Annotated in this window: 23 protein-coding genes; 14 read left to right on the forward strand and 9 right to left on the reverse strand. The window is 64.4% G+C overall.

The window, feature by feature from the left end:
* Positions 1-98 precede the first annotated feature (98 nt).
* Complete coding sequence (locus FBZ93_RS21280; RefSeq protein ID WP_246667577.1) at positions 99-1,880, forward strand: adenylate/guanylate cyclase domain-containing protein; 1,782 nt, start codon at positions 99-101, stop codon at positions 1,878-1,880.
* A 347-nt stretch (positions 1,881-2,227) separates the two neighbouring features.
* On the opposite strand, the gene FBZ93_RS21285 is transcribed toward FBZ93_RS21280, so the two are convergent.
* On the reverse strand, positions 2,228-3,115 hold the full coding sequence (locus FBZ93_RS21285) for a LysR family transcriptional regulator (protein WP_146988202.1): 888 nt from the start codon (positions 3,113-3,115) through the stop codon (positions 2,228-2,230).
* Positions 3,116-3,297: 182 nt separating this feature from the next.
* On the opposite strand from FBZ93_RS21285, the gene FBZ93_RS21290 reads away from it, so the two are divergent.
* The 5 genes from FBZ93_RS21290 to FBZ93_RS21310 all read left to right on the forward strand — a co-directional run bounded on the left by FBZ93_RS21290 (position 3,298) and on the right by FBZ93_RS21310 (position 9,987).
* Entirely contained in the window at positions 3,298-4,269 is a 972-nt protein-coding gene (locus FBZ93_RS21290) for an NAD(P)H-dependent flavin oxidoreductase (protein WP_146988204.1), read from the forward strand.
* Positions 4,270-4,298: 29 nt separating this feature from the next.
* Positions 4,299-5,816 (forward strand): acyl-CoA synthetase, encoded by a 1,518-nt coding sequence (locus FBZ93_RS21295; protein WP_146988206.1) that lies wholly within the window; start codon positions 4,299-4,301, stop codon positions 5,814-5,816.
* A 104-nt stretch (positions 5,817-5,920) separates the two neighbouring features.
* Positions 5,921-7,006, forward strand: coding sequence for a DUF2855 family protein (locus FBZ93_RS21300; RefSeq protein WP_146988207.1), 1,086 nt, complete (start codon positions 5,921-5,923; stop codon positions 7,004-7,006).
* A 111-nt stretch (positions 7,007-7,117) separates the two neighbouring features.
* Complete coding sequence (locus tag FBZ93_RS21305) at positions 7,118-8,905, forward strand: flavin-containing monooxygenase (RefSeq protein ID WP_146988209.1); 1,788 nt, start codon at positions 7,118-7,120, stop codon at positions 8,903-8,905.
* Between the two features lie 104 nt (positions 8,906-9,009).
* Entirely contained in the window at positions 9,010-9,987 is a 978-nt protein-coding gene (locus tag FBZ93_RS21310; protein WP_146988211.1) for a peptidyl-alpha-hydroxyglycine alpha-amidating lyase family protein, read from the forward strand.
* A gap of 221 nt (positions 9,988-10,208) precedes the next feature.
* Here the strand turns inward: FBZ93_RS21310 and FBZ93_RS21315 are convergent, their stop codons facing one another.
* Complete coding sequence (locus FBZ93_RS21315; RefSeq protein WP_146988212.1) at positions 10,209-11,969, reverse strand: chloride channel protein; 1,761 nt, start codon at positions 11,967-11,969, stop codon at positions 10,209-10,211.
* Positions 11,970-12,159: 190 nt separating this feature from the next.
* On the opposite strand from FBZ93_RS21315, the gene FBZ93_RS21320 reads away from it, so the two are divergent.
* Both FBZ93_RS21320 and FBZ93_RS21325 read left to right on the forward strand, forming a co-directional pair.
* Complete coding sequence (locus tag FBZ93_RS21320) at positions 12,160-12,717, forward strand: HNH endonuclease (protein WP_016845270.1); 558 nt, start codon at positions 12,160-12,162, stop codon at positions 12,715-12,717.
* A 22-nt stretch (positions 12,718-12,739) separates the two neighbouring features.
* Positions 12,740-13,276, forward strand: a complete 537-nt coding sequence (locus tag FBZ93_RS21325; RefSeq protein ID WP_146988214.1) for a MarR family winged helix-turn-helix transcriptional regulator — start codon at positions 12,740-12,742, stop codon at positions 13,274-13,276.
* Positions 13,277-13,422: 146 nt separating this feature from the next.
* On the opposite strand, the gene FBZ93_RS21330 is transcribed toward FBZ93_RS21325, so the two are convergent.
* From FBZ93_RS21330 to FBZ93_RS21340, 4 genes are all read right to left on the reverse strand, one after another.
* A complete protein-coding gene (locus FBZ93_RS21330; RefSeq protein WP_146988216.1) occupies positions 13,423-14,976 on the reverse strand; it encodes a porin in 1,554 nt (517 codons plus the stop codon).
* Between the two features lie 448 nt (positions 14,977-15,424).
* Positions 15,425-15,691 carry a helix-turn-helix domain-containing protein gene (locus FBZ93_RS21335; protein ID WP_146988218.1) on the reverse strand — a complete coding sequence of 89 codons (267 nt, stop codon included), beginning with the start codon at positions 15,689-15,691 and terminating at the stop codon, positions 15,425-15,427.
* Between the two features lie 36 nt (positions 15,692-15,727).
* Positions 15,728-15,856 (reverse strand): hypothetical protein, encoded by a 129-nt coding sequence (locus tag FBZ93_RS41770; RefSeq protein ID WP_283810832.1) that lies wholly within the window; start codon positions 15,854-15,856, stop codon positions 15,728-15,730.
* A 584-nt stretch (positions 15,857-16,440) separates the two neighbouring features.
* Complete coding sequence (locus FBZ93_RS21340; RefSeq protein ID WP_146988220.1) at positions 16,441-16,653, reverse strand: hypothetical protein; 213 nt, start codon at positions 16,651-16,653, stop codon at positions 16,441-16,443.
* Positions 16,654-16,819: 166 nt separating this feature from the next.
* Between FBZ93_RS21340 and FBZ93_RS40705 the strand changes: the two genes are divergently transcribed.
* Positions 16,820-16,984 carry a hypothetical protein gene (locus tag FBZ93_RS40705; RefSeq protein WP_167529148.1) on the forward strand — a complete coding sequence of 55 codons (165 nt, stop codon included), beginning with the start codon at positions 16,820-16,822 and terminating at the stop codon, positions 16,982-16,984.
* Here the strand turns inward: FBZ93_RS40705 and FBZ93_RS40710 are convergent.
* Positions 16,966-17,214, reverse strand: a complete 249-nt coding sequence (locus tag FBZ93_RS40710; protein WP_167529145.1) for a hypothetical protein — start codon at positions 17,212-17,214, stop codon at positions 16,966-16,968. The genes FBZ93_RS40705 and FBZ93_RS40710 overlap by 19 nt on opposite strands.
* Here FBZ93_RS40710 and FBZ93_RS21345 point away from each other — a divergent pair.
* The 5 genes from FBZ93_RS21345 (at position 17,213) to FBZ93_RS21365 (ending at position 22,095) form a co-directional block, all read left to right on the forward strand.
* Positions 17,213-18,352, forward strand: coding sequence for an MFS transporter (locus tag FBZ93_RS21345; RefSeq protein WP_246667578.1), 1,140 nt, complete (start codon positions 17,213-17,215; stop codon positions 18,350-18,352). The genes FBZ93_RS40710 and FBZ93_RS21345 overlap by 2 nt on opposite strands.
* Positions 18,353-18,441: 89 nt before the next feature.
* A complete protein-coding gene (locus FBZ93_RS21350) occupies positions 18,442-18,975 on the forward strand; it encodes a MarR family winged helix-turn-helix transcriptional regulator (RefSeq protein WP_246667579.1) in 534 nt (177 codons plus the stop codon).
* 2 nt (positions 18,976-18,977) lie between these two features.
* On the forward strand, positions 18,978-21,029 hold the full coding sequence (locus FBZ93_RS21355; protein WP_146988223.1) for an FUSC family protein: 2,052 nt from the start codon (positions 18,978-18,980) through the stop codon (positions 21,027-21,029).
* Positions 21,026-21,232 carry a DUF1656 domain-containing protein gene (locus tag FBZ93_RS21360; RefSeq protein ID WP_146988225.1) on the forward strand — a complete coding sequence of 69 codons (207 nt, stop codon included), beginning with the start codon at positions 21,026-21,028 and terminating at the stop codon, positions 21,230-21,232. Before FBZ93_RS21355 ends, FBZ93_RS21360 begins: the two co-directional genes overlap by 4 nt.
* Positions 21,229-22,095 (forward strand): efflux RND transporter periplasmic adaptor subunit, encoded by an 867-nt coding sequence (locus FBZ93_RS21365; RefSeq protein ID WP_146988227.1) that lies wholly within the window; start codon positions 21,229-21,231, stop codon positions 22,093-22,095. The genes FBZ93_RS21360 and FBZ93_RS21365 overlap by 4 nt, the downstream gene beginning before the upstream one ends.
* Before the next feature lie 273 nt (positions 22,096-22,368).
* On the opposite strand, the gene FBZ93_RS21370 is transcribed toward FBZ93_RS21365, so the two are convergent.
* Complete coding sequence (locus tag FBZ93_RS21370; protein ID WP_146988228.1) at positions 22,369-23,235, reverse strand: tetratricopeptide repeat protein; 867 nt, start codon at positions 23,233-23,235, stop codon at positions 22,369-22,371.
* Positions 23,236-23,310: 75 nt separating this feature from the next.
* Positions 23,311-23,961 carry a FecR family protein gene (locus FBZ93_RS21375; RefSeq protein ID WP_246667580.1) on the reverse strand — a complete coding sequence of 217 codons (651 nt, stop codon included), beginning with the start codon at positions 23,959-23,961 and terminating at the stop codon, positions 23,311-23,313.
* Positions 23,962-24,191 lie beyond the last annotated feature (230 nt).

Raw genomic sequence — 24,191 nt, forward strand, 5'->3', positions numbered from 1 at the left:
TTGAATGTCCGAGAGGGGCCAATAGCTGATGGGCAATCCTTGCAATTTGTTGTAGTAAAGCAACCGGTTGGATTGCGACTGTGATGCAGGAGCGGTCAATGCGGGTCGAGCGCAGGTTGACGGCGATATTGGCCGCTGACGTGGCGAGTTATTCGCGGCTCATGCACAATGACGAGGAGGCTACGCACGCCAAGCTCATGGGGCTCCTTGCTGACGGCGTCGAGCCCGCAATTGCAGAACACGGTGGCCGCATCGTGAAGAACACCGGCGACGGGTTCTTGGTGGAGTTTTCGAGCGCGGTCGAAGCGGTTCGGGCTGCGATGAAGTTCCAAGCCCGGGTCCACGAACTTACGGCCGGCGACCCGGAAGACAGACGCATCGCTTTTCGCGTGGGCATCAACATTGGTGATGTGCTCGTCGAGCCTCACGACATCTTTGGCGATGGCGTCAATATCGCGGCACGGCTTGAGGGCATTGCTGTGCCCGGCGGGATCTGCATCTCCTCTGCTGTTTACGAGCAAGTCCAAGGCAAGGTTGGAAGTAAGATCGCCGATCTGGGCGAGCAGAACCTTAAAAACATCGACCGTCCGGTTCGAGCCTATGCCGTGATGTGGGATGAACCCAGCCCAACGACACGGCGTCAGCGCACGGGATCGAGCGTACTTTCACCGCCTCGTCTTTCCATCGTTGTACTGCCTTTCGCCAACCTCAGCGGCGATCCCGAACAGGATTATTTCGTCGATGGTGTAACTGAGAACTTAACAACGGACTTGTCGCGCATCGGTGGCTTGTTCGTAATCGCCCGAAACAGTGCGTTCTCATACAAGGGCAAAGCAATCGACGTACAGCAAGTCGGCCGCGAGTTGAACGTCCAGTACGTGCTTGAAGGTTCCATGCAGCGCAGCGGCAAGCGGCTTCGAGTGAACGTGCAGCTCATCGATGCCAAAAGCCGCAAACATCTTTGGGCCGAGCGCTTCGAAAAGCCTGTCGCCGATCTTTTCGATATGCAGGACGAAATCGTATCGAGGCTCGCCAACTCGTTTGGTGCCCAGCTCGTTGTAGTCGAGGCACGACAAGCGGAGCGGTTGCGGCATCCCGACGCAATAGACCTGTTCTTTCAGGGTACTGCCTGTTTCTACAACGGGCCGACCCTTGAGCACGCGACCCGGGCGCGCGGCTTTTTTGAACGTGCTTTGGCGATCGATCCCCAAGGGGTCGGAGCGACTTGGGCGTTGATCGGCATGGCAAACGTCGATCTGACAGTGGGAGCCGACCTGCTAACGGACGAACGAGCCGCGCTTCTTTCGGCAGCCGAAGCGAACGCGATCAAAGCACGTTCACTAGCTCCCAACATTGCCGCGGCCCGCCTGACACTGGCACTCGTCTACATCAACACAAACCGCGCCGCGCAAGGGATTACCGAATGCGAGCAGGCATTAGCACTTGATCGCAATTTGGCTTATGCTCATGGCGTTATTGGTTTAGCCAAATTCTATATGGGGCGCCCTACCGAGACTGAAGGCCATGTACTCGAGGCTCTCCGTCTGTCCCCTCGCGATCTCGTTGCCAACCGCTTGATGCGTTTTGTGGGCATGGCAAAGCTACATCTCGGTGCGGATGCCGAAGCTGTCAGTTGGCTGCGACGAAGCATTGAGGCCAACCCCACTTATCCTCTCGCGCATTTTTCGCTCGCCGCTGCCTTGGGCTTGCTCGGCGCGCTGGATGAGGCGCGAACTGCTGCGAAAGCGGGATTGGCGCTCAACCCAGGCTTTACGATCCGCCGCTTGCGCGCCGCCAAAATAAGCGACAATCCTATTTATCTCTCTGGACAAGAGCGCCTCTGTGAGGGCATGCGCATAGCCGGGGTGCCGGAGGGGTGATGCCGGAGATGGGTCAAAAGCGCCGGTTTGGCCCTCAGCTGGAGACTTCCGATCTGCCCCCAACTTCGGACATGTCCCTGCGCCGCGCAAGCTGTCGCGAAGGGCCATTAGCGGACCTGCAGCTCAGAGCAGGTCTTTTTCGGTTGGCAATTCGCCATGCAAGCATCGAGCGAAACTTGAAAATCGGGCTGAGACGTCGCCCATGTTGCGCATGTTCCCACGCAAATTGGAGTCGAGTTGGCTAATTGAACTTCTTCGCACTGGGTCACAAGGCGGCATCCCTCTGGTCAGATCGCGTCGCCGCTTCATTCTCCAAAGCGGACATCTCGGATTTATGAGCATGCGTTCTATCCGCGCAACCTGACGCGGTCCTCGCGCGCGCAATCGGTGACGAAGCCGATCACGGCGCGCACCGACGGAAGCTCGACCAGATCGGGATGGGCGAGCAGCCAGAGGTCGGAGAGGCTCGAGAGTTTTTGCGGAGCGACCCGAACCAGATCGGGATAGTCGGCGCCGACCAGGCAGGACAGCGCGCAAATCCCGAGCCCGGCACGCGCGGCTGCCAGCATGTCGCCCTGCGAGGAACAGCGCATCACCAGCGTGCCCTGCCGGGTGATGACATCGCTCCAGCGCGCCAGACGCGCATTCGAGGCCTGGTCGGCAAACCCGATCACGCTGTGCCCCCGCCATTCGTCCGGCCGCTCCGGAAGCTTGCGTCCGACCGCGTAGAGCCGCGATGCATAGAAGCCGGCACCGAGCCGGCCGATCTTGCGCCCGATCAGGTTCTCGTCCCCGGCATCGACCGGGCGCAGCACGACATCGGCCTCGCGCCGCCGGACGCTTGCCGGAAACGGATGGGTGATGATCTCGAGCTGGATATTGGCGTGATCGCGCAGGAACGGCCCGAGCCGCGGCATCAGCCAATGCGCCGCCAGCGTCGCGCCGATCGACAGCTTGACGACGCCGCGCGCCTGCTCGCCGGTGGCGGACGCAGCCGCCTCCGCGCGCAGCGCTGCAGCGGCCATCGCTTCGGCATGTTCGCGGAACTTGCGGCCATGCGAGGTCAGCGACAAACCGTCATTGGAACGGGCGAACAGCCGGGTGCCGAGCTGCTTCTCGAGCGCCGCGACGTTGCGGCCGACGGTCGGATGGCTGATGCGGAGCCGCCGCGCTGCGCCGGCCAGGCTCCGCGTCTCCGCCACCGCGACGAATGTCTTGCAAAGCTCCCAGTCCATGGGCCCGCCCGCCTGCGCCTCGTTCATTTCTGGCCGATCGGCCGTTCAATATTGAACGCCATGACGCGGCCGTCCAGCCTTATATTGCGGCGCGCCAGGAGAGCCGCCGCTCCGGCCATCACAACACATCGCGATCCGCTCCGGCTGCCGCCCGGGCGGTCCACCCATGGAGGATCCGAACAATGTCGCTGCCTGCTTCGCTCGCCAACAAGCTTGAACTGCCGGTCGTCGGCTCCCCGCTGTTCATCGTCTCGGGGCCCGAGCTCGTGATCGCGCAGTGCAAGGCCGGCGTCGTCGGCTCGTTTCCGGCGCTGAACGCCCGCCCGGCCGAGAAGCTCGGCGAATGGCTGACCCAGATCGAGAACGAGCTCGGCGAGTACCAGGCGCTGCATCCGGAGAAGAAGGTCGCGCCCTACGCCGTCAACCAGATCTGCCACGCTTCCAACGACCGCCTGATGCGCGACATGGAAACCTGCGTGAAGCACAAGGTGCCTGTCATCATCACCTCGCTGCGCCCGCCGTCCGAGATCGTCGAGGCCGCGCATTCCTACGGCGGCGTGGTGTTCCACGACGTCATCAATGTCAAGCACGCGCGCAAGGCCGCCGAGCAGGGCGTCGACGGATTGATCCTGGTCTGCGCCGGCGCCGGCGGCCATGCCGGCACGCTGTCGCCCTTCGCGCTGGTGCGCGAGGTCAAGCAATGGTTCAAGGGCACGATCCTGCTGTCGGGCGCGATCTCGGACGGCTGGAGCATCGCATCGGCCCTCGCGCTCGGCGCCGACCTCGCCTATATCGGCACCCGCTTCATCGCGACCGAGGAAGCCAACGCCGACATCAGGTACAAGCAGGCGCTGACCGAGTTTGCCGCCCACGATATCGTCTACTCCAACCTGTTCACCGGCGTGCACGGCAACTACCTCGGGCCGTCGATCGCGGCGGCCGGGCTCGATCCCGCCAATCTGCCGGTCGCCGACAAGACCAAGATGAATTTCGGCTCCGGCGGCAACACCAAGGCCAAGGCCTGGCGCGACATCTGGGGCTCGGGCCAGGGCATCGGCCAGATCGTCGACGCCCCGCCGGTCGCCGAACTGGTGGCGCGGCTGAAGGCGGAGTACACCGAGGCCCGCAGCGAATTCCTTCGCGCCAGCGCCTGACGCTGGACGATCGCCTGGAGAGACCCGGTATGATCATCAGCGGCGACCGACAGATCAGCTACGGCGATATTCACGCCCGCATCGCGCGGGCGGCCACCGGCTTGCGCGCGCTCGGCGTGCAGGGCGGCAAGCCGGCCGGCATGATGTTGCGCAACGACTTCGCGCTGTTCGAGGTGGTCGCGGCCTCGGCGGCGCTCGGCAGTCCGGTGGTGCCGATCAACTGGCACCTGAAGGCCGACGAAGTCGCCTACATCCTCACCGACAGCGGCGCCGACACGCTGGTCTGCCACGCCGATCTGCTGCCGCAGATCCGCGACGGGTTACCGCCTGCGATCAAACTGCTGGTCGTGACCACGCCACCGGAGATCGCCGCCGCCTATGGCGTGACGCCGGCGCTCACGACAGTGCCCGACGGCATGACCGACTGGGACGTCTGGCGCGAGACGCATCAGCCGCTGACCGACGCACCGATCGGCGCAGCGCCGATGTTCTACACCTCGGGCACGACAGGACTGCCGAAGGGCGTCAAGCGCAAGCCGATGCGGCCCGAGCAGCAGGCGGCGGCCGCCCGGGTCGGCGCCCTCACCTACGGCGTCAAGCCGAACGAGGGCCAGGTGATCCTGATGAACGGCCCGATGTACCATTCGGCGCCGCACTCCTACGGCATGCTCGCGTTCCGCAACGGCTGCGCGATCGTGCTCGAGCCGCGCTTCGATCCCGAGGATCTGCTGCAACTGATCGAGCGCCACCGCGTCACCCACATGCACATGGTGCCGACCATGTTCGTGCGGCTGCTGCGGCTGCCGGAGGAGACCCGCCGCCGCTACGATTTGTCGTCGCTGCGCTTCATCGTCCACGGCGCGGCGCCCTGCCCGGTCGACGTCAAGCGCGCGATGATCGAGTGGTGGGGGCCTGTCATCAACGAGTATCTCGGCTCGACCGAGACCGGCATCCCGGTCTGGCATTCGTCCGCGGAGGCGCTGGCCAAGCCCGGCACCGTCGGCCGCGCCATCGAGGGCGGCATCGTCAAGATCTTCCGGCCCGACGGGACGCAATGCGACGTCGGCGAGCCCGGCGAGATCTTCATGCGCCAGACCGCGATCTCGGATTTCGATTACCACGGCAACGCCAAGGCGCGCGCCGAGGCCGACCGCGACGACCTGATCAGCGTCGGCGATGTCGGCTATCTCGACGCGGACGGATATCTATTCCTGTGCGACCGCAAGCGCGACATGGTGATCTCAGGCGGCGTCAACATCTATCCCGCGGAGATCGAGAACACGCTGATCGGCATGGAGGGTGTCCGCGACTGCGCGGTGTTCGGCGTTCCCGACGACGAATATGGCGAGCGGCTGTTCGCCTGCGTCGAGCCGGAAGCGGGCGGCACACTGTCGGTTGCGGCGATCCAGGAGTTCCTGCGCGGCAAGCTCGCCAATTTCAAGGTGCCGAAAGATATTCGCTTCATGGACGCGCTGCCGCGCGAGGCCACCGGCAAGATCTTCAAGCGCAAGCTACGCGACCTCTACCGCGAGGGACAGCTCGGCTGAGCCAAGTGACGGTGAAGCGAACGGCGTTTGAAACTTAGTTGCTGTTGCAAATGGCCGGCAATCGACGCAACGATGCCGGCACTTCTGAAGCCGGGATCATCGCCATGAACTCCACTGACTTCATCGTCATCCGCAACGATCTGCAGCAGTGCAAGGTGATCGAGACGCAGTTGCCCGATGCCGCGGCGCTGCCGGCCGACGCGTTGCTGGTGAAAGTGACCCGCTTCGCCTTCACCGCCAACAACATCACCTACGCCGTGATCGGCGAGCAGCTGAAATACTGGCAGCTGTTCCCGGCGCCCAAGGACTACGGCATCATTCCGGTCTGGGGTTTTGGCGAGGTGCTGGCCTCCAAGCATCCCATGATCGCAGCGGGCGAAACGCTGTTCGGCTACTTCCCGATGGCGACGCACCTCGTCATCGAGGCGGCCGATGTCAGCAAGCGCGGCCTGCGCGATGGCGCCGCGCACCGGCAGGAGGTCTCGCCGGTCTACAACGCCTATGCCCGCGTCTCCGGCGACCCGACCTATGCCGGCCAGCAGGGCGATTTCCGCGCGCTGCTGCTGCCCTTGTTCATGCTGTCGTTCATGGTCGACGACTTCCTGGCCGAAAACGAGTTCTACGGCGCACGCCGCGTCGTCCTGTCGTCGGCGTCGAGCAAGACCGCCTTCGGCCTCGCCCATCTCCTGCACAGACGGGGCATCCGGGTGATCGGACTGACGTCCAAGGGCAATGTCGATTTCGTCACATCGCTCGGTTGCTATGACGAGGTCGTCACCTACGATCAGGTGACCGCGATCCCGCCGGCCGAGCCTGTCGTCTATGTCGACATGGCCGGCAACAGCGCGCTGCGAGAGGCCCTGCACCGGCACTTCGGCGCGCAGATGGTCTATTCCAGCCGGGTCGGGCTGACGCATCGCGCGAGCGAGCCGGACGGGCCGACGCTGCCCGGCGCCAAGCCGGTGTGGTTCTTCGCGCCGGACCAGATCCGCAAGCGTGCCAAGGAATGGGGGCCCGGCGGCGTCGACCAGCGTTTTGGCGCCGCCTGGACCGAGCTCGCGCCGCATCTGCCGAATTGGCTCGAGGTCATCGAGCGGCGCGGCCCGGCCGCGGTGCGCGAGGCTTATCTCGATACCCTGCAGGGCCGCGTTCCGCCGGACCAGGGCCTGATCCTGTCGCTGGCCGAATAGGCGCTATCCCGTCGCGCCCTTTCTGCGGCCTCGCGAATGGGTATAGGCTTTGCGGCAATGGGAACGCCGCCAAGAAACTGACCAAGGGCGGCCGATGACGAGAAACGCCCGATGCTCGACAAGACGGACGATATTTCGGTCGCCGCCGACAACTGGCTTGTGCAGTTCGAGGACGCGCTGGCGAGCTCCGAAGATGTGCTGCTGAAGCCGCTGTTCCATCCCGACAGCTACTGGCGCGACGTGCTGGCGCTGAGCTGGAATATCCAGACCGTCAATCGCGCCTTTGCGATCATCGAGGAATTGCCCGCGCATGCGCGCCGCAGCACGCCGCGCGATTTCCGCATCGATGCCGAGCGCGCCGCGCCGCGCCGCGTGATGCGCGCCGGCACCAACGCGATCGAAGCGATCTTCAAGTTCGAGACCGCCACCGGCCGCGGCCACGGCATCGTGCGGCTGATCCCTGACGCCGCCGACGGCGACCGGCTGAAGGCCTGGACCTTGTTGACCGCGCTCGAGGAGCTCAGGGGTTTTGAGGAGCAGCAGGGCCATACGCGGCCGCGTGGACAGGCCTATTCCCGCGACTTCCGCGGCCCGAATTGGCTCGACCTGCGCAAAGCATCCGCCGAGTATGCCGGCCGCGATCCCGATGTGCTGGTGGTCGGCGGCGGACAGGCGGGGCTTGCGATCGCCGCCCGGCTGCAACAGCTCAAGCTCGACGCGCTGATCGTCGACCGCGAGGCGCGGGTCGGCGACAATTGGCGCAAGCGCTACCACGCGCTGACCCTGCACAACCAGGTGCAGGTCAATCACATGCCCTACATGCCGTTCCCGCCGAACTGGCCGACCTACATCCCGAAGGACAAGCTCGCCAACTGGTTCGAATCCTATGTCGATGCCATGGAGCTGAACTTCTGGACCGGCACGGAATTCGTCGGCGGCAGCTATGACGAGGCGCAGGGACGCTGGACTGTCGAGCTGCGCCGCGCCGACGGCACGACACGGACCATGCAGCCGCGCCATGTCGTGATGGCGACCGGCGTCAGCGGCATCCCCAATTTGCCCGAGATGTCAGGGCTGAAGAATTTTTCCGGCAAGGTCATGCACTCCAGCCGCTACGAGGACGGCGAGAGCTGGACCGGCAAGCGCGCGCTGGTGATCGGCACCGGCAACAGCGGCCACGACATCGCGCAGGACCTGCATTCCTCCGGCGCCGAGGTCACGCTGGTGCAGCGCTCCTCGACCCTGATCACCAATATCGAGCCGTCGGCGCAGCTGGCCTATGCCGCCTATAATGAAGGCTCGCTCGAGGACAACGACCTGATCGCGACCTCGATGCCGCTTACGCTCGCCAAGCGCAGCCACGTGCTGATGACCGAGCAGTCGAAAGAGCTCGACAAGCCGCTGCTCGACGGCCTCGCGCGCAAGGGCTTCAAGCTCGATTTCGGCGACGGCGGCACCGGCTGGCAGTTCAAATACCTGACCCGCGGCGGCGGCTATTACTTCAACGTGGGCTGCTCCGACCTCGTCGCGAGCGGCGCCGTCGGACTGAAGCAGTTTGCCGATATCGAGACCTTCGTGAGCGACGGCGCGCGGCTGAAGAACGGCGAGACGTTGCAGACCGATCTCATCGTGCTCGCGACCGGCTACCGGCCGCAGGAAGAGCTGGTGAAGAAATTGTTCGGCGCGGCGATGGCCGAACGCGTCGGCCCGATCTGGGGCTTCGGCGACGGCCAGGAGCTGCGCAACATGTACACCCGCACGCCGCAGCCCGGCCTCTGGTTCATCGCCGGCAGCCTCGCGCAATGCCGCATCAACTCGCGCTATCTCGCGCTGCAGATCAAGGCGATCGAGGAAGGCCTGCTGCCGCGCGACGTCGGGCCGCTGGCGAGGCTTTCATAACAACCACCACCGTCATTCCGGGGCGATGCGCAGCATCGAACCCGGAATCTCGAGGTTCCGGGTTCGCTCCGCGCCCCGGAACGACACCCGAGAGGAGAATCCCTATGCCAACCATCCTAGGCACCGGCGAGCACCGCTATCGCGTCGTCGAGAACTTCGCGAAATTGCCGGACGGCTGGAGCCTGGCGGATGTCGCGTCCGTCGCGGTCGACAGCAAGGACCGCATCTTTGTCTTCAACCGCGGCGAACACCCGATGGTGGTGCTCGACCGCGAGGGGAATTTCATCAAGAGCTTCGGCGAAGGCGTGTTCTCGCGCGCGCACGGCCTGCACATCGACGCCGACGACAATCTCTATTGCACCGATGACGGCGACCACACCGTGCGCAAATGCTCAACCGACGGCAAGGTGCTGCTGACGATCGGCATCCCGAACAAGCCGGCGCCGTTCATGAGCGGCGAGCCGTTCCATCGCTGCACCCATACGGCGCTGTCGCCAAACGGCGAGATCTACGTCTCCGACGGCTACGGCAATGCCTGCGTCCACAAATACACGCCGGACGGCCGGCTGATCAAAACCTGGGGCGAGCCCGGCACCGATCCCGGCCAGTTCAACATCGTGCACAACATCGCGACCGACGCCGACGGCTTCGTCTACGTCGCCGACCGCGAGAACCACCGCGTCCAGGTGTTCGACGGCAACGGCAAATACGAGACGCAGTGGAACAATCTGCACCGGCCCTGCGCGCTGTGCTGCTGCGGAGGCGGCAAGCAGCCGAACTTCGTGATCGGCGAGCTCGGTCCCGGCATGGCGGTCAACCGCAAGGTGCCCAATCTCGGCCCGCGGCTGTCGATCGTGGATGGCACCGGCAAGCGCATCGCCCGGCTCGGCGGCGAGCACGGCCCGGGTGTCGAGACCGGCAAATTCCTGGCGCCGCACGGCATCGCACTGGATTCGCGCGGCGACATCTATGTCGGCGAAGTCGGCGTCACCGACTGGAAGACCAGCTTTCCGGACACCGAGATGCCCGCCGCGGTGCGCGTGACGCGGTGCTTGCAGAAGCTGGAGAAGGTGACGGGGTAGCCGCACCGCATTGAAGCAGGCCCCCCACCTCATCCCCGTCACCCTGAGGAGCGCGCATCGCGCGCGTCTCGAAGGATCGACGGCCCGGCTGGTGGCCGTGCATCCTTCGAGACGCGCGTGCCGCGCTCCTCCAGCGACAAAGGCGAAGCCTTTGCGCGGGGATGACGGGACTGACGGCGCGCCGCGCAGCGACGGTCACTCTCCCGCCTTCACTCGCGCCATCAAATCTCCCCGATCACCTCGCGGCGGCGCTGCTCGGACTCTTCCGCATAGCGCCGCATCGCGTGCGCTTCGGTGAGCAGGCCGATCGGCCGCCGGTCGCCATCGCCTTCGACCACCGCGAGCGATTCGGCTTCGGCCGCGTCGAACACCGCGATCGCCTCCTGGACGTTCATGCCGGGGTGCAGCACCACGTCGGCGTAGCGCAAAATCCCGGCAAGCCCCTTGTCCTCCTCGAGATCAGGCGCATGCGCTTCCGCGACCAGCGCGAGCCCGGCATAGTGTCCCTCGCCGTCGACCGCGACCACCTGGGTCTTCGAGCCCGGCGGGAATTCCTCGCGGAACGCGTCGATCGGCATCGCCGCGTTCACCGTCGTCATGTCCTGCCGCATCATCTTGCCGACCGTGAGGTCGCGGATCCAGCCGATATCGGCGGCGCTGCGGATGGTCTCGCCGCGCAGATGCAGCCGCCAGGTCGCGAACGAATAGCCGAACAGCTCGCGGGTGATCGTGGTCGAGATGATGACCGCGACCAGCACCGCGGTGGTGAGCCAGAGGTTGCCGGTGGATTCCAGCGCGATGAACGACATCGTCAGCGGACCGCCGATCACCGAGGCCGACAGCGCGCTCATGCCGATCACCGCATAGGCGTTGGGATCGAGATCAAGCCCCGGCCACACGATGTCGACGCCGGCGGCGAACAGCCGGCCGCCGAGCGCGCCCATGAACAGCGTGGCGAAGAACAATCCGCCGCGGAAGCCGGAGCCGAGCGACACGATCGAGGCGAGCGCCTTCAGCGCGAACACGCCGGCGATGATGGTGAGCGGCATCGCCACGATGCCGGCGAAGCGCAGCGCGCCATGGCCCGACGACATCACCTGCGGCGTCAGCAGCGCCATGGCGCCGACCGCAAGCCCGCCGAGCGCCGGCCGCAGCGGCTGCCAGAGCCGGGTCTTGGTCAGCACCGCCTCGCACAGCGTCACCCCGCGCATGATCGCGATCCCGGTCAGCGCCGCGACCATGCCGAGCAGCGCGGCGATCGCAAGATCCCGCCCGAGCACGTCGCCGACGGTTCCGACGCCGACGCCGAGCGGCAGCGGCTCGAAGGCATGGGCGACGAAATAGCCGGTCACCGCCGCCACCCCGACCGGGGTCAGGCTCGCCGGCGTGTAACCGCCGATCACAAGTTCGAAAGCGTAGAATGCGCCGGCGAGCGGCGCGCTGAAGGCGCCGGCGATCGCCGCCGCCGCGCCGCAGCCGACCATGATCCGCTGGTCGTTGCGGCGGAGATGGAAACCGCGGCCGAGCGAGGCGGCAAGGCCGCTGGACAATTGGGTGTAACCGGCCTCGAGCCCGACCGAACCGCCGACGCCGCTCGACCAGATCGTCTGCAGCGCCACGATCACGCTGCCGCGGAACGACATCCGCCCGCCATAGAGCGCGTTGGCCTCGATCGGGTCGATCTCGCGGGCCGGCCGGACCCTGAGCAGCAGCAGGAACGCTATGCCCAGCAGCAGGCCGCCAGCCGTGGGAACCAGCAGTGCCCGCACCGGATCGATGCTGGGCTGGCTCGACAGCCGCTCGCCCAGCGGCAGATTGAACAGCACCGAATGCAGCACCGTGACGAGGCTGCTCATCACCGCCACCACGAGGCCGCCAATGGCGCCGATCAGCACCGCCAGCACCACGAGGCTCGTCTCGTGCGCACGCACGAATGCGCGCAACCGGCGCGGCGCCTCGAGATAGCTTGTGGTCGTGGTCATCGGCAGGGGTCCGTCACTGGCCGAGGGGCTTGCGGCTCCCTTTACGGGCCTCGCGGGCGGGAGGCAATCGGGGCAGGAACATGGCAGGGGACGGCGGATAAGCTGCTCATTGCTCTTCACAATCCCGTCACGCTGCCTGTAGTATGTGAGTGCATGCTGCTTCGCAGCTAATGGGAGTCAGGAGCGTTATTTGAACGCACATGTCTCGCAAGGCGGTTGGCCGGTGCTGGTCTTGAATGCGGACTTCCGGCCGCTCAGTTATTACCCGCTGTCGCTCTGGTCCTGGCAGGACGCGATCAAGGCGGTGTTCCTCGATCGCGTCAACATCGTCGAATATTACGACCGCGCGGTACGAAGTCCTTCCTTCGAAATCCAGCTGCCCAGCGTCGTATCCCTGAAATCCTTCGTCAAGCCGACCACCCACCCCGCCTTCACCCGGTTCAACGTCTTCCTTCGCGACCGATTCAGCTGCCAATATTGCCTGTCGGGCGACGACCTCACCTTCGATCACATCATTCCGCGCAGCAAGGGTGGCCAGACCACCTGGGAGAACGTCGTCGCCGCCTGCTCGCCCTGCAATCTGCGCAAGGGCAATCTGACGCCGCAGCAGGCCAAGATGTTTCCGAAGCAGACGCCCTACGCCCCGACCGTTCATCAGCTGCACCGCAACGGCCGGCTGTTCCCACCGAACTATCTGCACGAGAGCTGGCTCGATTATCTCTACTGGGATACTGAGCTCGATCCGTAGGCGGCGCGGAGCCAGCCCGGGGATGAACGAGGACGAAACCAAACTTTGGTTGCGGCTGCTCGGCTGCTCGTCGCAAATCGCAAGAGAGATCAATCGGCGGCTCAGGGACCGATTCGAATACAGCCTTGCCCGCCTGCATGTGCTGGAAGCGCTATCGGCCTCAAAGCGCGGCATGGCGTTGAATCACCTCGCCAACGCTTTGATGGTGCCGCAAAGCAATGTCACCGCTCTCGTCAACGAACTCGTCAAGATCGGTCACATCAAACGCGTAACCGCGGAGGCGGATCGCCGCGTTCAGGTCGTTCTGCTGACGAAAGCCGGCAGGGCCATCCTTCGCCGGCTGCGGGCGGAGCAGACGCGCGCGCTCTCGGCATTGTTCCTCGACGTGCCGCGCGACGACATCGCAAGCCTGCTGATGGATCTGACAGGATTTGAACAGGCGGTGTCCGCCAACGTTCAATTGAACGGCAAGCGGCGAACCGCGCCCAGGAGAAGGCGGCAACCTCCGCCCAAGTCGCCTCGCCGGCGGCCCGCGTCGCAATCGCGTTCGAAACAATAGTCGCCGGGACCAAGGCGTTTTCGATTCTGATCGAATCAGAACCGGCGATCAAAATGCGAAGGCCTCCGATGGGCATACCGGAGGCCTTCCTTGGAGGTAACAATCTCTATGAGTTCAGAGCAATCTCCCTTTCTGTTGATGAATCCTTACCAGTTGCGCTGGGCACGAAGGAGCAAGAGCACGGTGTTCTGGTCCTTCAGTTCGTACACGGTGCCCGGCTTGCCGATGCCGGCGCTGCCCGGATAGGCGATCGTGCCCGCGAACTTCTGATCGATGTGGGTGTAGGTCAGATCTGCCGAGAAGGTCAGGTTCTTGACCGGGGTCCACCGGGTGATCAGGCCGAGCTGTGCGATGTTGTAATCGGGGTTGCAGGAGGTCAGGCCGGCGGTGCCGAAGGCGGCGCCGAACGAACCACCCACACCGGAGCCGGTTGGGCCGCAGATATAGGACTTGGCCGTACCGTTATAGCGGACCCCGGCGTAGGCACCGTAGATTGCCGTGTTCCAGTAGGCATCCCAATTGTGGGTGTACGCGCCGCGCATGCCCCAGGTCGTGATCAGCTGCTGCTGGCCACCGGCGACGAACACCGAGTCAGGCGCCATGCCGAAGCCGACGCTCTGATACGCGCCCGGCAGATTGGTGCCGCCGAACACCGTGTTCGAACCAGCCGAACCGGCAAGGTCCTGGATGTTGTAGCGGGTTGCGCCGTTGGTGTAGACGCCCTGGATGTTGATCGTGTCGCCAGGTCCGGTCGGGATATTCTTGATCGACAGGCCCAACTGACCCGCCCAGCCCCACTTGTCGTCCGGATGGCCGGTGGTTTCAGTGCCGCCGTAGTAGGCCGCATGGTTGTTATGCGCCGCGAAGGACGCCTGGAACAGACCCCAGGCCTGGTCGACGCGCAACATCGCAACAAGGTCGGGCGCGACCGTGCCAGCGTAGTTGCTGAGACCGAACGCGCCGAGTGCGCCCGGCGCAGCGCCCAGATTGTTGACGCCAGCCTGGTAGTAGGCCGTCTGATCCTGCGCCGACAGTGCCATCGACACGCCGTTGCCGAACTGCGCGGTGTAGGTGAACTGGTTCACGCCGGTGATCGTGCCGCCGCCACCGACGAGACCGTCGTAGTTGTTGCCCGGGTAGTTGGCCCACGGCGTTGAGAACTGCGAGACCGCCTTGCCCATGGTGAAGCCCGCGAACTGGATGAAGGCGTAGTAGACGCCGACCGTACCGCCCGCGACACCACCGCCATTGGCGTTGTTGGGAGCCTGCGTCGTGCCGATCGGCGAGTAGACGGTCGCGCCATTGCCCTGCCCGGCATAGCTATCCGTGGTCCAGCTGAAGGTCGCATCGAAGAAGGTGCGGACCACGCCGTATTCGGTCGCGGTACGCGTGTCGATGTTCAGATCCTGACGAGAACGCCAGGTGTAGCCGTTGGTGAAACGATTGTTCGCACCGCCGGCACCCGAGGTGTTGCCGGTGTTGTCGGAGTTCGTGTTCGCCAGAACGTCGACGCGCAAATAACCGCCCAGCTTGATGCACGTGTCGCTACCCGGGATGTAGTAGAAACCCGGGCCGTACAGCGAACACACCTTCACGTATTCGACCGCCTTGGCCTTCAGTGGAAGGTCGGCCGCTTGCGCGCCGGCCAATCCAATGAACGACGCTGCCGAAGCCAAAATAACACTCTTGGAAAGCTGCATAAAACCTCCTGCCTTTTTTCGTTTGAGGAGATTTGCGATCGAGCTGACTGCGCCCCTGATCTTCATCCCCAACCAATCCGCGTCGCTTCGGCGTGAGACGGATGATCGGTGACCGATCTCCAATCTCCGCGAAGCCCCTCACCACGCGGATCGATGAGAACAACAGTTCGTGAGACGCGACAATGCGACAAATGCTTGTCACACGCATTCAATGTCGTCTCGTGATACTTCTAACACACTGATATAAGAAGATATTTATATTCCATACATGAAGTATCAGTAACGCTAGAAAGATAGCTTTTGCGCTATCCGTTGATCGCTGATTTATGGCGCGCGCACGAAAACGTCCCGACACCTTCACAGCGCGGGACGCACGTTGGCCAAAATAGATTCAGTTGAGTGGAAACCTCCGCGGCGCAGGACATCCAATCGTCGTATCGAAGACTCTTCAGCCGACCTCAGGCTTGGCAACGCCTTCCTGTCGCGTCGCCGAAACATGAACGCCCAGGTTTGGCGCGCCGACGAATTCGATTCCGGCATTCTCAAGCGCCTCGCGAATCCGCTGCACTGTGTCGAAGTTGGCTTCTATCCGGCCTTCAAGACGCTCCAGACGTCGGATCGTCGCAAGTGCCAAACCAGCTTCTTGCGCAAGCCGATCCTGCCTCCAGCGGAGGAGCGCGCGCGCCGCCTTGATCTGCCGTACGTCCGTAAGCATTCTCTTCGAGTTCCTCCTGGACGCTGCGTTGTCCTCTCAATCCAACTGAGCATTCGCGACGTTGTCGCCGACCGCCTTCCACCGCAAGCGTTGGCCGAACCCTTGGAACATCATTTGGAACATCATTTGGATCATCATCCGGTCGAGGTCCGCTTCGGTGATCATGCATCCTCTCCGGCGCGATAGCCGCGGGCGCGCCGGTAGCAACCGGTTCAGCCGCCGGCACACTTCCTCCGTGCATCCGCGGCACCTACGCGCGACGATCGCGAGACAGCGTAAGAAGGAAACGAGCGGAGCGCATCCCCGACCTATTTGTACAGATTGCGCAGAGGTGCAAACGGAGGATTGTGCTGAGCGGCGCGGTAGATTGCCACAGCCGCACCAATGTGAGTTCCATCCGATTTGCTACCGGAGTTGCGCGATCTGTTTTGCTCAAGGGATCAGTCATCGTGACGCGCGGCATGTTGACCTGCGACACGCGCACCGACCGGCCCTCGCCCTTGCCGTTCAAGAACAAGGTGAACAGAAGACCGACCGTGATGCCTTGACGCGGACGAAGGCACGGAGCCGGTTGGGATGCCTGTCACCCACCTGATCGCTGCAGCATGCGTGCCGCATGAGCGCTAGCAGGCGCGTCGGACGCGGCGATATCTATATCGGCCGGGCGAGGACTGGAGCCCGTTGATGTACGACTTCGGCTGAGAGCGGGCGACAGGCTGCGACGGTGCGGGCAGCAACCGCAGTTCAGGCTATGCCGGCTGTCTGGTAAGGGCCGCCTCACCTTCTTCGCGTCCGGGCACGCTGACGTGGACTTCATGTCCCAACCTGATCGCCAGCGCCGCGGCGGCAGTTGCCGACTCGAATGCGGCTTCCTTGGTGGCGTATCCGGCGTTGAGCTTGCCGTCGTGCAGAACGCCCCATTCCTCGCCAGCCGCGATGACGGCGTATTGAGCCAAACCCATCATGTCCTCCTTGCGCAGGGTGGCGCTGCGTCACGTGCCGTTGCGCCGATATGTCTTGCGGACGACCGGCCAACGACCGGTTCGGAGCGAGGTTCCTACGCGCAACCGGCCGGCTCCGGGCTGAATAGGAACGAAGCTGCGTCGGCGGCGTCGGACTGGAGATGTGATGAGCAGGACGCCAATCATGGTCCGAGAAGGCCCGGCCGAACCAGCGCCGGCAAACACAATTGAGACGCCCCAGGAAAGGCAGGCACGTTCCTACGGCATGATGTTCACGTCAGCGATCATCGCGCTCGTGATCATCGTCGTCGCCTACATGCTGGTGCGATAGACACGGACCGGCGCGAGCCGGACCGCAACGGTGTCAGCCGCGATCTCCGGTTCGAGAATCGTGCCGACGGTCGCCGTGCGTATCGCGTCACTCCCGGTTGCGCAGAAATATCCGTCCACCACCGCTTCGTTCGGCGTTCCTGCGCGTTCATGGAACATGCCCGATCGCAAAGCGAAATCGTCTTCTGCGCCTGCGCGCCTGTGGCCGCTGCTGGCCGTGAACTTCTTCATGGCAGACATGCAGTCCGGGATCGGGCCGTTCGTCGGGGTCTTCCTTCAACTGCATGGCTGGACCAGCGGCCTGATCGGCACCGCCCTCACGCTCGGCAATGTCGCCGGCATGCTGATCACGACACCGATCGGCGGCTGCATCGATACGACGAACCACAAGCGGGCATGGGTGATCGTGCCAGGCGTCGCGGTCGTGGTGGCATCGGCCGTCATCCTGATGTCGCAAAGCTTCTGGGCCGTCGCGCTGTCCCAGGTTGCGACCTCGATCGCGGGCGCGGCGATCGTTCCGGCGGTCACCGGCATCACGCTCGGCATCGTCAGACAGCGCGGCTTCAACCGGCAGAACGGCCGCAACCAGGCCTTCAACCACGCCGGCAACATGGTCGGCGCCGCGGCATCGGGCTATCTCGGCTGGCAATACGGCTATGTGGCAGTGTTCGTGCTCGCCGCCCTGTTCGGCGCGGTCACGATTGCTTGCGTCCTGATGATCCCGCCCGGCAGCATCGATCACCACGCAGCACGCGGTAAGGAAGAAGACCCGGACAGCCAGCCCAGCGGCTTCTCCGTGCTGGTCAAGCACAAGCCGCTGCTGGTGCTCGCCGTCGCACTGGCCGCATTCCACCTCGGCAACGCGTCGATCGTACCTCTCTACGGCCTTGCTGCCGTCGCAGGCAATTATGCCAACGGTCCAAGCTTCGTCGCGACCACGATCGTGGTCGCGCAGGCGGTGATGATCCTTGCGTCGATCGCGGGCATGCGCGCGGCCGAGCGCCGCAACTATTGGCCCGTCCTGCTGCTGTCGTTTCTGGTGTTGCCCGTGCGCGGCGTACTTGCCTTCTTTCTGTCCGGCTGGTGGGGCGTCCTGCCGGTACAAATCCTCGACGGCATCGGCGCCGGCCTGCAAAGCGTGGCCGTGCCGGGAATGGTCGCGCGATCACTGAACGGAACCGGCCGCGTCAATCTCGGGCAAGGCGCGGTCATTACCGTCCAGGGCATCGGCGCCTCGCTGAGCCCGGCGCTCGGCGGCTGGATCGCACAATGGGTCGGCTACGGTCCGGTCTTCCTGGTGCTCGGCGGACTGGGGCTTGTGTCGGTTGCGCTCTGGATCGTCTTCCGGTCGACCGTGCAGGAATTCTGACGTCCTCCGTGATCGCATTTGCGTGATCAACCGCGATGTTCGCAAGGTATATGATTGCAACCTAATAGTTCGTATCCTATCTAATCCACATGCCTCCGTCGCAATCCCACATCCACGCCGAGATCGGCCGCCTGATCACCCGGCTCGGGCGGATCTGGCGTCGCGAGTCGGATCAGGCGCTGTCGGATCACGGCCTGTCCTACGCCACGGCGATCCCGCTGCTGGTGCTGTCGCGGCAGGGGGAGAATGTCCGTCAGGGCGTGCTCGCCGACGAATTGGGGATCGAGGGGCCTTCGCTGGTTCGGCTGATCGATCTGCTCGAATCCGAAGGCCTGGTCGAGCGCCGCGAGGACCCGACCGACCGGCGCGCCAAGACGCTGCATCTCACCGTTTCAGGCGAGGCCAAGGTCGAGGAGACCAACCGGGTGCTACGCCGCGTGCGCGCAAGCCTGCTGAAGGATATCGGCAGCGAGGAACTTGCGGTAACCTTCGAGACGCTCCAGCGCATCGAGCAGCGCGCGAGCCGCCTGCAGCACGCCAAGAGTGTTCAAGGCAAGACTCCTGCAGGCAAGACTCCTGCAGGCAAGACTGCTGCAGACAAGACTGCTGCAGAGGCGAGATAGTCATGCGCGCGGAAGAGCCGTTCCTGGTCCGCCACGCGGACCTCATCTTCGCGTTGAAGACGTTCGCCGCGTCGATGCTGGCGCTCGTCATCGCATTGGCGATCGATCTGCCGCGCCCCTATTGGGCGATGGCGACGGTCTATATCACGTCACAGCCGCTGGCCGGTGCGACCAGCTCGAAGGCGTTCTTCCGCGTGATCGGCACCCTGGTCGGCGCGAGCATGACGGTCGCCCTGGTGCCGAACCTGATCAACGCGCCGGAACTGCTGTGCCTTGCGATCGCGCTCTGGGTCGGCCTCTGCCTTTATCTGGCGCTGCTCGACGGCACGCCGCGCAGCTATATCTTCATGCTGGGGGGATACACCGTCGCGCTGATCGGCTTTCCGACTGTAGCCGACCCCGGCAGCATCTTCGATGTCGCGCTGGCGCGGGTCGAAGAGATCTCGCTCGGGATCATCTGTGCCAGCCTGGTGTCGACGGTGGTGTTTCCGCGCAGCGTCGCGCCGGCGGTCGGCGGCCGCGTCAGGAGCTGGCTGGCGGATGCGCGCCGCCTGTCCCGCGACGTGCTGCTTGATCGCGGCAGCAGCGAGACGCGCCGGGCCCAACGCCTCCACCTTGCGACCGACATCGTCGAGATCGATACGCTGGCGACCCATCTCGCCTACGACCGGCTGGCCGACGCCGGCACCGTACGTGGCCTCAGTGAGGTCCGGCTGCGCATGCTGATGCTGCTGCCGATCGTCACCTCGATCGAAGACCGGCTGGCCGCACTCGGCGAAGCGGCGCTGCAGAGGCAGCCGGAGCTGCGGCGGCTGATCGGCGACCTCGCCGCATGGATCGTGGACGAGGATCGCTCGCGGCAATCCGGCGAGCAGATCCGCGCCGCGATCGCCGAGCGGCAATCCGCGCTCGACGGTCTCGCGCCGCGGGAGCGCATCATCACCATCAGCCTGCTGCTGCGGCTGCGCGAGCTTGTCGACATTTCGGCCGACTGCCGCGCGGTGGGCGATGCGATCGCGGCGGGCCAGGATATCTCCACCGTCGCGCTGGCGTTCCACCCGGAGTCGGGCGCCGCGCCGGTCCGTCATCGCGACCACGGCATGGCGCTGTGGTCGGCTGCCGGGGCGGCGGTGGCCATCCTGATCTGCTGCGGCCTGTGGATCGCGACCGGCTGGCCCGACGGCGCCTCGGCGCCGATGATGGCGGCGGTGGCCTGCTCCTTCTTCGCCGCGCAGGATGAGCCCGCGCGCAGCATCCGCGCCTTCGGCCTGTTTTCGCTGGTCGCGATCGTCGTGGTCGCGATCTATCAGTTCGCGCTGGTGCCGGGCATCTCCCATATCGAGGTTTTGATCGCCGCGCTGGCGCCGACCTTCCTGTTGTACGGCTTCCTGATCGCGCGGCCGAAAACCGCGCCGATCGGCATGGCGCTCGCCGCCAACACCGCGACGCTGCTCGCACTGCAATCGACCTACAGCGCGGATTTCGCCAGCTTTGCCAATACGTCGGTCGCCTTCTTCCTCGGCGTCGTCATCGCCGAGGTCGTGACGCGGGTCGCGCGCGGCGTCGGCGCCGAATGGATCGCCAAGCGCCTGATGATGTCGAGCTGGCAGACGCTCGCGGTCGCCGCCGAACGGCGCGGCCGCGGCGATCGCGCACAGTTTGCCGGCCTGATGCTGCATCGGCTCGGCCTGCTGGTGCAGCGCATCGCCTTCATCTCCGAGAGCGACCGCCGTGATGCCGACAGCCTGGTCCAGCTGCGCATCGGACTCAATATCATCGACCTCAGGCGGGCGCGCTACGGCCTTGCGGCGTCGACCGTGCGTGCCATCGACGACATGCTGGACAACCTCGCGGCGTCGTTTCGCGCCCATGCGGACCAGGCGATGCCGGCCGAATTGCTGTCTCGCGTCGATGCGACGGTGACCGCGGTCGTCAAGGATCCCAATGAGCGCGCGCGGGACGTTGCACTGCTCGGCCTCGTCGGCATCCGCCGCGGCCTGTTTCCGGATGCGCCTGCGTATCGATCGCAGCCCGAGGAGAGTTTTGCTGCATGAGATATGAGCTCGACATCTATGGTGTCCTGGTCCCGGCGCTGCTGCTGTGGCTCATCGTTGCCTATGCGCTGAGCGCGGTGGTGAGCCGGATCATGCAGCGCTTCGGGCTCTACCGGCTGGTCTGGCATCGCGCGCTGTTCAATTTCGCCCTGTACGTATGCCTGCTTGGCGTCGTCGTTTATTTCTCGGAGTTTCTGCCATGAAGGGGAATTTCGCCTGGCTCGGCCGGGTCGCGCTGACCGCGGTCGCGCTTGTCGCTGCGCTGGCCGTCGGTCGCGCGCTCTGGGTCTACTATATGGAATCGCCATGGACCCGCGACGGCAGGGTCCGCGCCGACGTGGTTCAGGTTGCTCCCGACGTATCCGGCTTCGTCACCGACGTGCTGGTCAAGGACAATCAGCAAGTGCATCGCGGCGACATCCTGTTCCGGATCGATCGCGCGCGCTTTGCCCTGGCGTTGCAACAGGCCGATGCTGCGGTCGCCGGCCATCGCGCCACGCTGGATCAGGCCGAATCGGATCTCAAACGCTACAGTTCACTGACCACCGATGCGGTGTCGCAGCAGAAGCAGGAGCAGGTGCTGGCCACGCAGCTGCAGGCCAAGGCCGCTTACGACCAGGCGGTCGCCGATCGCGCCGTGGCCCAGCTCAACCTCGATCGCAGCGAGGTGCACGCATCCGTCAACGGCACCATCACCAATATGGACTTGCGACCCGGCGCCTACGTCACCGCAGGCAAGGGCGTGATGGCGCTGGTCGACAGCGATACGCTGCATGTCGAGGGCTATTTCGAGGAGACCAAGCTCGCGCGCATTCGCATCGGCGACAAGGCGCAGGTGCGGCTGATGGGCGAGCCGGTCCGGCTCACCGGACACGTCGAGAGCATTGCGGCCGGCATCGCGGACCGCGACCGCACCGACGGCGCGAACCTGCTCGCAAACGTCAATCCGACCTTCAGCTGGGTCCGGCTCGCACAGCGCGTCCCGGTGCGCATTGCGCTCGATCACCTGCCCGATCGCATCGCACTGGTCGCCGGCCGTTCGGCAACGGTCGAGATCATGGACTAGAGCAAGATGAGTTTGGATCATACCGGTTCGGCCACGCACTGCTTTACCTCTCCCCATCGGGGAGAGGTCGATTTGCGAAAGCAAATCGGGTGAGGGGCCGCAGCGCTAACGAGGGACCGTAACCCCTCACCCGGCGCTACGCGCCGACCTCTCCCAAGGGAGAGGTGAACCTCCGCTGTCGATCCAGTTCAACCTAATCTCATCACGCTCTAACCGGCGCGACCGGACGCCGGCAGCGGCATCAAGCCGGGCGGGCTCCGCCGGCCAGCGCGTCTATTGCACGCCGTAACGTTTGAAATCGTCGCCGATGCTGCCTTGAATTGCCTTGGCCGCGGCGATGTCGGCATTGCCGGCGGCCTTGTCGCCCTGCTTCAGCTTCGCCAGCCCGCGTCCATAGAGTGCGCTTGCCAGCTTCGGATCGATGCGAAGCGCGGAGCTATAGTCGTCGATCGCCGCGCCAAGCTCGCCGGTCTTGAGATAGATCAGGCCGCGCGAGTCGTAGGTCGCGGCATTGGCCGGCCCCGATTGCAGCGCCTTGTTGCAATCTTCCAGCGCCTCCTGCAGCTTGCCGAGGATGGCCCGGCTCCAGCAACGTCCGTTCCACACGCCGTCGAGGTTGGGCTCGAGGCGAATGGCCTGATCGTAGTCCTGCACTGCGCGGGCATAGTCATTCTTCTTCAAATAGACACCGGCGCGGTTGGCAAAGGCCTCGCCGTAGTTCGGGTTGAGCTTGATGGCCTGATCGAACGCATCGGTCGCGCGATCGTACTGGTGCTTCCTGAAATAGGCCACGCCGCGGTTGTTGAACGGCTTGATGTAGGTTGGATTGAGCTCGATGGATCGGTCAAAATCCCGGATCGCGCGGTCATAGTCTCCCTTGCCGGTGTAGGCATTGCCACGGTTGTTGTAGGCGATCGCAAGGCCGGCCGCCGTCATGTCCTGACCCGCATCGATCAGCGCCGAGCACGCACCGATGCGCGCGTCGGCCGCCGTGTGGTCGAGGCCGCTACACAGCTCGATATTGCGCAGGTAGTTGTTCCTCTGCGTCGGGCTCTGCGCGCCAACCGACGGTGTGAGCAGCAGCAGGATGAAAAGCCCCGCCAGGCCGCCACTCCCACCGAAACCTGCACGAGGATTCATGTCGGGCTCCGGTTTTGACGACGCCGTCGTCGCCGATATCCGTGAGTAGCCGCTCAAGACTGACGCCCTGCTCGCCTAGCACCCTCGACAAATGTTCGGATTGAACCTGTGGATGTTCTGCTCGGGTTGCGCCGCCCGTGTCGCGGGCTTCCTGAGCAGCTTGCTCTTGCCCTCTTCCACCAGCGTCGCGAACCTCACCGTACCGTCGTCGGAAATTTCGATGCGTGGCGTGGTGCCTCGAATTCCCATCGTCGCGGCGGGAGTGTCGATCTTCATGTCGCCGGTCTTCGCGATGTTGCCGGCAACGAAGGTGAACGTTCCATTGGCCAGTTTGAACAAGGTCGAATTCGACTTGCCGTTCGGGTCGTACACGAACTCGGTCATCGCCATCTTGGCGTTGCTCGACAGATTGAACGAGGTGCCGTCGGTGAAGTTGATCCCGACCCGCCCGTCGGCCCCGGTCTGCACCACGTCGCCCAGATAGACGCGATCGCCCACCTTCGCCTGCGGCGGTTGATCGGACAGGGCAGCCTGCACGACGACCGCACTCGGATGCTCGATCGTGACCGAACCAGTGGCGGTCACCACTGTCCCGATGAAGCTCGCCGAGGAATTTTGAACCGCGGGCTGGGCCCGCTCGGTTTGCGCCAGCATCGGACCAGGCGCCAGGGTCGCGAGCGCCAAAACGAAACCTGCAAGCAATTGAACAATCAAATGGTTACGCACGATCCCCTCCGTTGAGAAGACCTTGTCGTGTCGCGGCGCGATGGTGATTTGGACCGCCGGGCCGGGACCGCAGGACCTCTACTGCCGACCGAGTTGCTGCAAAACAGGCCTAAGGGCCTGGTGTCGTTCGATTAAAAATTAATAAGTGGACAATTCACATGGTAAATATACACTAAATTTTGTGGGGGTGCACTTGCGATAATTGGCAGCAGTTCTGCCGTTTCCGCGAT

The organism is Bradyrhizobium macuxiense, assembly GCF_007993935.1.
Lineage (GTDB): Bacteria > Pseudomonadota > Alphaproteobacteria > Rhizobiales > Xanthobacteraceae > Bradyrhizobium > Bradyrhizobium macuxiense_A.

What these genes read in the sequence shown, in the direction of transcription:
- FBZ93_RS21280 (WP_246667577.1), top strand. Translation starts at nt 99, where the DNA reads ATGCGGGTCGAGCGCAGGTTGACGGCGATATTGGCCGCTGACGTGGCG.
- FBZ93_RS21340 (WP_146988220.1), bottom strand. Translation starts at nt 16,653, where the DNA reads ATGGGTTTGGCTCAATACGCCGTCATCGCGGCTGGCGAGGAATGGGGC.
- FBZ93_RS40710 (WP_167529145.1), bottom strand. Translation starts at nt 17,214, where the DNA reads ATGAAGAAGTTCACGGCCAGCAGCGGCCACAGGCGCGCAGGCGCAGAA.
- FBZ93_RS21325 (WP_146988214.1), top strand. Translation starts at nt 12,740, where the DNA reads ATGAACGAGGACGAAACCAAACTTTGGTTGCGGCTGCTCGGCTGCTCG.
- FBZ93_RS21345 (WP_246667578.1), top strand. Translation starts at nt 17,213, where the DNA reads ATGGCAGACATGCAGTCCGGGATCGGGCCGTTCGTCGGGGTCTTCCTT.
- FBZ93_RS21300 (WP_146988207.1), top strand. Translation starts at nt 5,921, where the DNA reads ATGAACTCCACTGACTTCATCGTCATCCGCAACGATCTGCAGCAGTGC.
- FBZ93_RS21295 (WP_146988206.1), top strand. Translation starts at nt 4,299, where the DNA reads ATGATCATCAGCGGCGACCGACAGATCAGCTACGGCGATATTCACGCC.
- FBZ93_RS21305 (WP_146988209.1), top strand. Translation starts at nt 7,118, where the DNA reads ATGCTCGACAAGACGGACGATATTTCGGTCGCCGCCGACAACTGGCTT.
- FBZ93_RS21290 (WP_146988204.1), top strand. Translation starts at nt 3,298, where the DNA reads ATGTCGCTGCCTGCTTCGCTCGCCAACAAGCTTGAACTGCCGGTCGTC.
- FBZ93_RS40705 (WP_167529148.1), top strand. Translation starts at nt 16,820, where the DNA reads ATGAGCAGGACGCCAATCATGGTCCGAGAAGGCCCGGCCGAACCAGCG.
- FBZ93_RS21355 (WP_146988223.1), top strand. Translation starts at nt 18,978, where the DNA reads ATGCGCGCGGAAGAGCCGTTCCTGGTCCGCCACGCGGACCTCATCTTC.
- FBZ93_RS21360 (WP_146988225.1), top strand. Translation starts at nt 21,026, where the DNA reads ATGAGATATGAGCTCGACATCTATGGTGTCCTGGTCCCGGCGCTGCTG.
- FBZ93_RS21285 (WP_146988202.1), bottom strand. Translation starts at nt 3,115, where the DNA reads ATGGACTGGGAGCTTTGCAAGACATTCGTCGCGGTGGCGGAGACGCGG.
- FBZ93_RS21335 (WP_146988218.1), bottom strand. Translation starts at nt 15,691, where the DNA reads ATGCTTACGGACGTACGGCAGATCAAGGCGGCGCGCGCGCTCCTCCGC.
- FBZ93_RS21365 (WP_146988227.1), top strand. Translation starts at nt 21,229, where the DNA reads ATGAAGGGGAATTTCGCCTGGCTCGGCCGGGTCGCGCTGACCGCGGTC.
- FBZ93_RS21350 (WP_246667579.1), top strand. Translation starts at nt 18,442, where the DNA reads ATGCCTCCGTCGCAATCCCACATCCACGCCGAGATCGGCCGCCTGATC.
- FBZ93_RS41770 (WP_283810832.1), bottom strand. Translation starts at nt 15,856, where the DNA reads ATGATCACCGAAGCGGACCTCGACCGGATGATGATCCAAATGATGTTC.
- FBZ93_RS21315 (WP_146988212.1), bottom strand. Translation starts at nt 11,969, where the DNA reads ATGACCACGACCACAAGCTATCTCGAGGCGCCGCGCCGGTTGCGCGCA.
- FBZ93_RS21330 (WP_146988216.1), bottom strand. Translation starts at nt 14,976, where the DNA reads ATGCAGCTTTCCAAGAGTGTTATTTTGGCTTCGGCAGCGTCGTTCATT.
- FBZ93_RS21370 (WP_146988228.1), bottom strand. Translation starts at nt 23,235, where the DNA reads ATGAATCCTCGTGCAGGTTTCGGTGGGAGTGGCGGCCTGGCGGGGCTT.
- FBZ93_RS21310 (WP_146988211.1), top strand. Translation starts at nt 9,010, where the DNA reads ATGCCAACCATCCTAGGCACCGGCGAGCACCGCTATCGCGTCGTCGAG.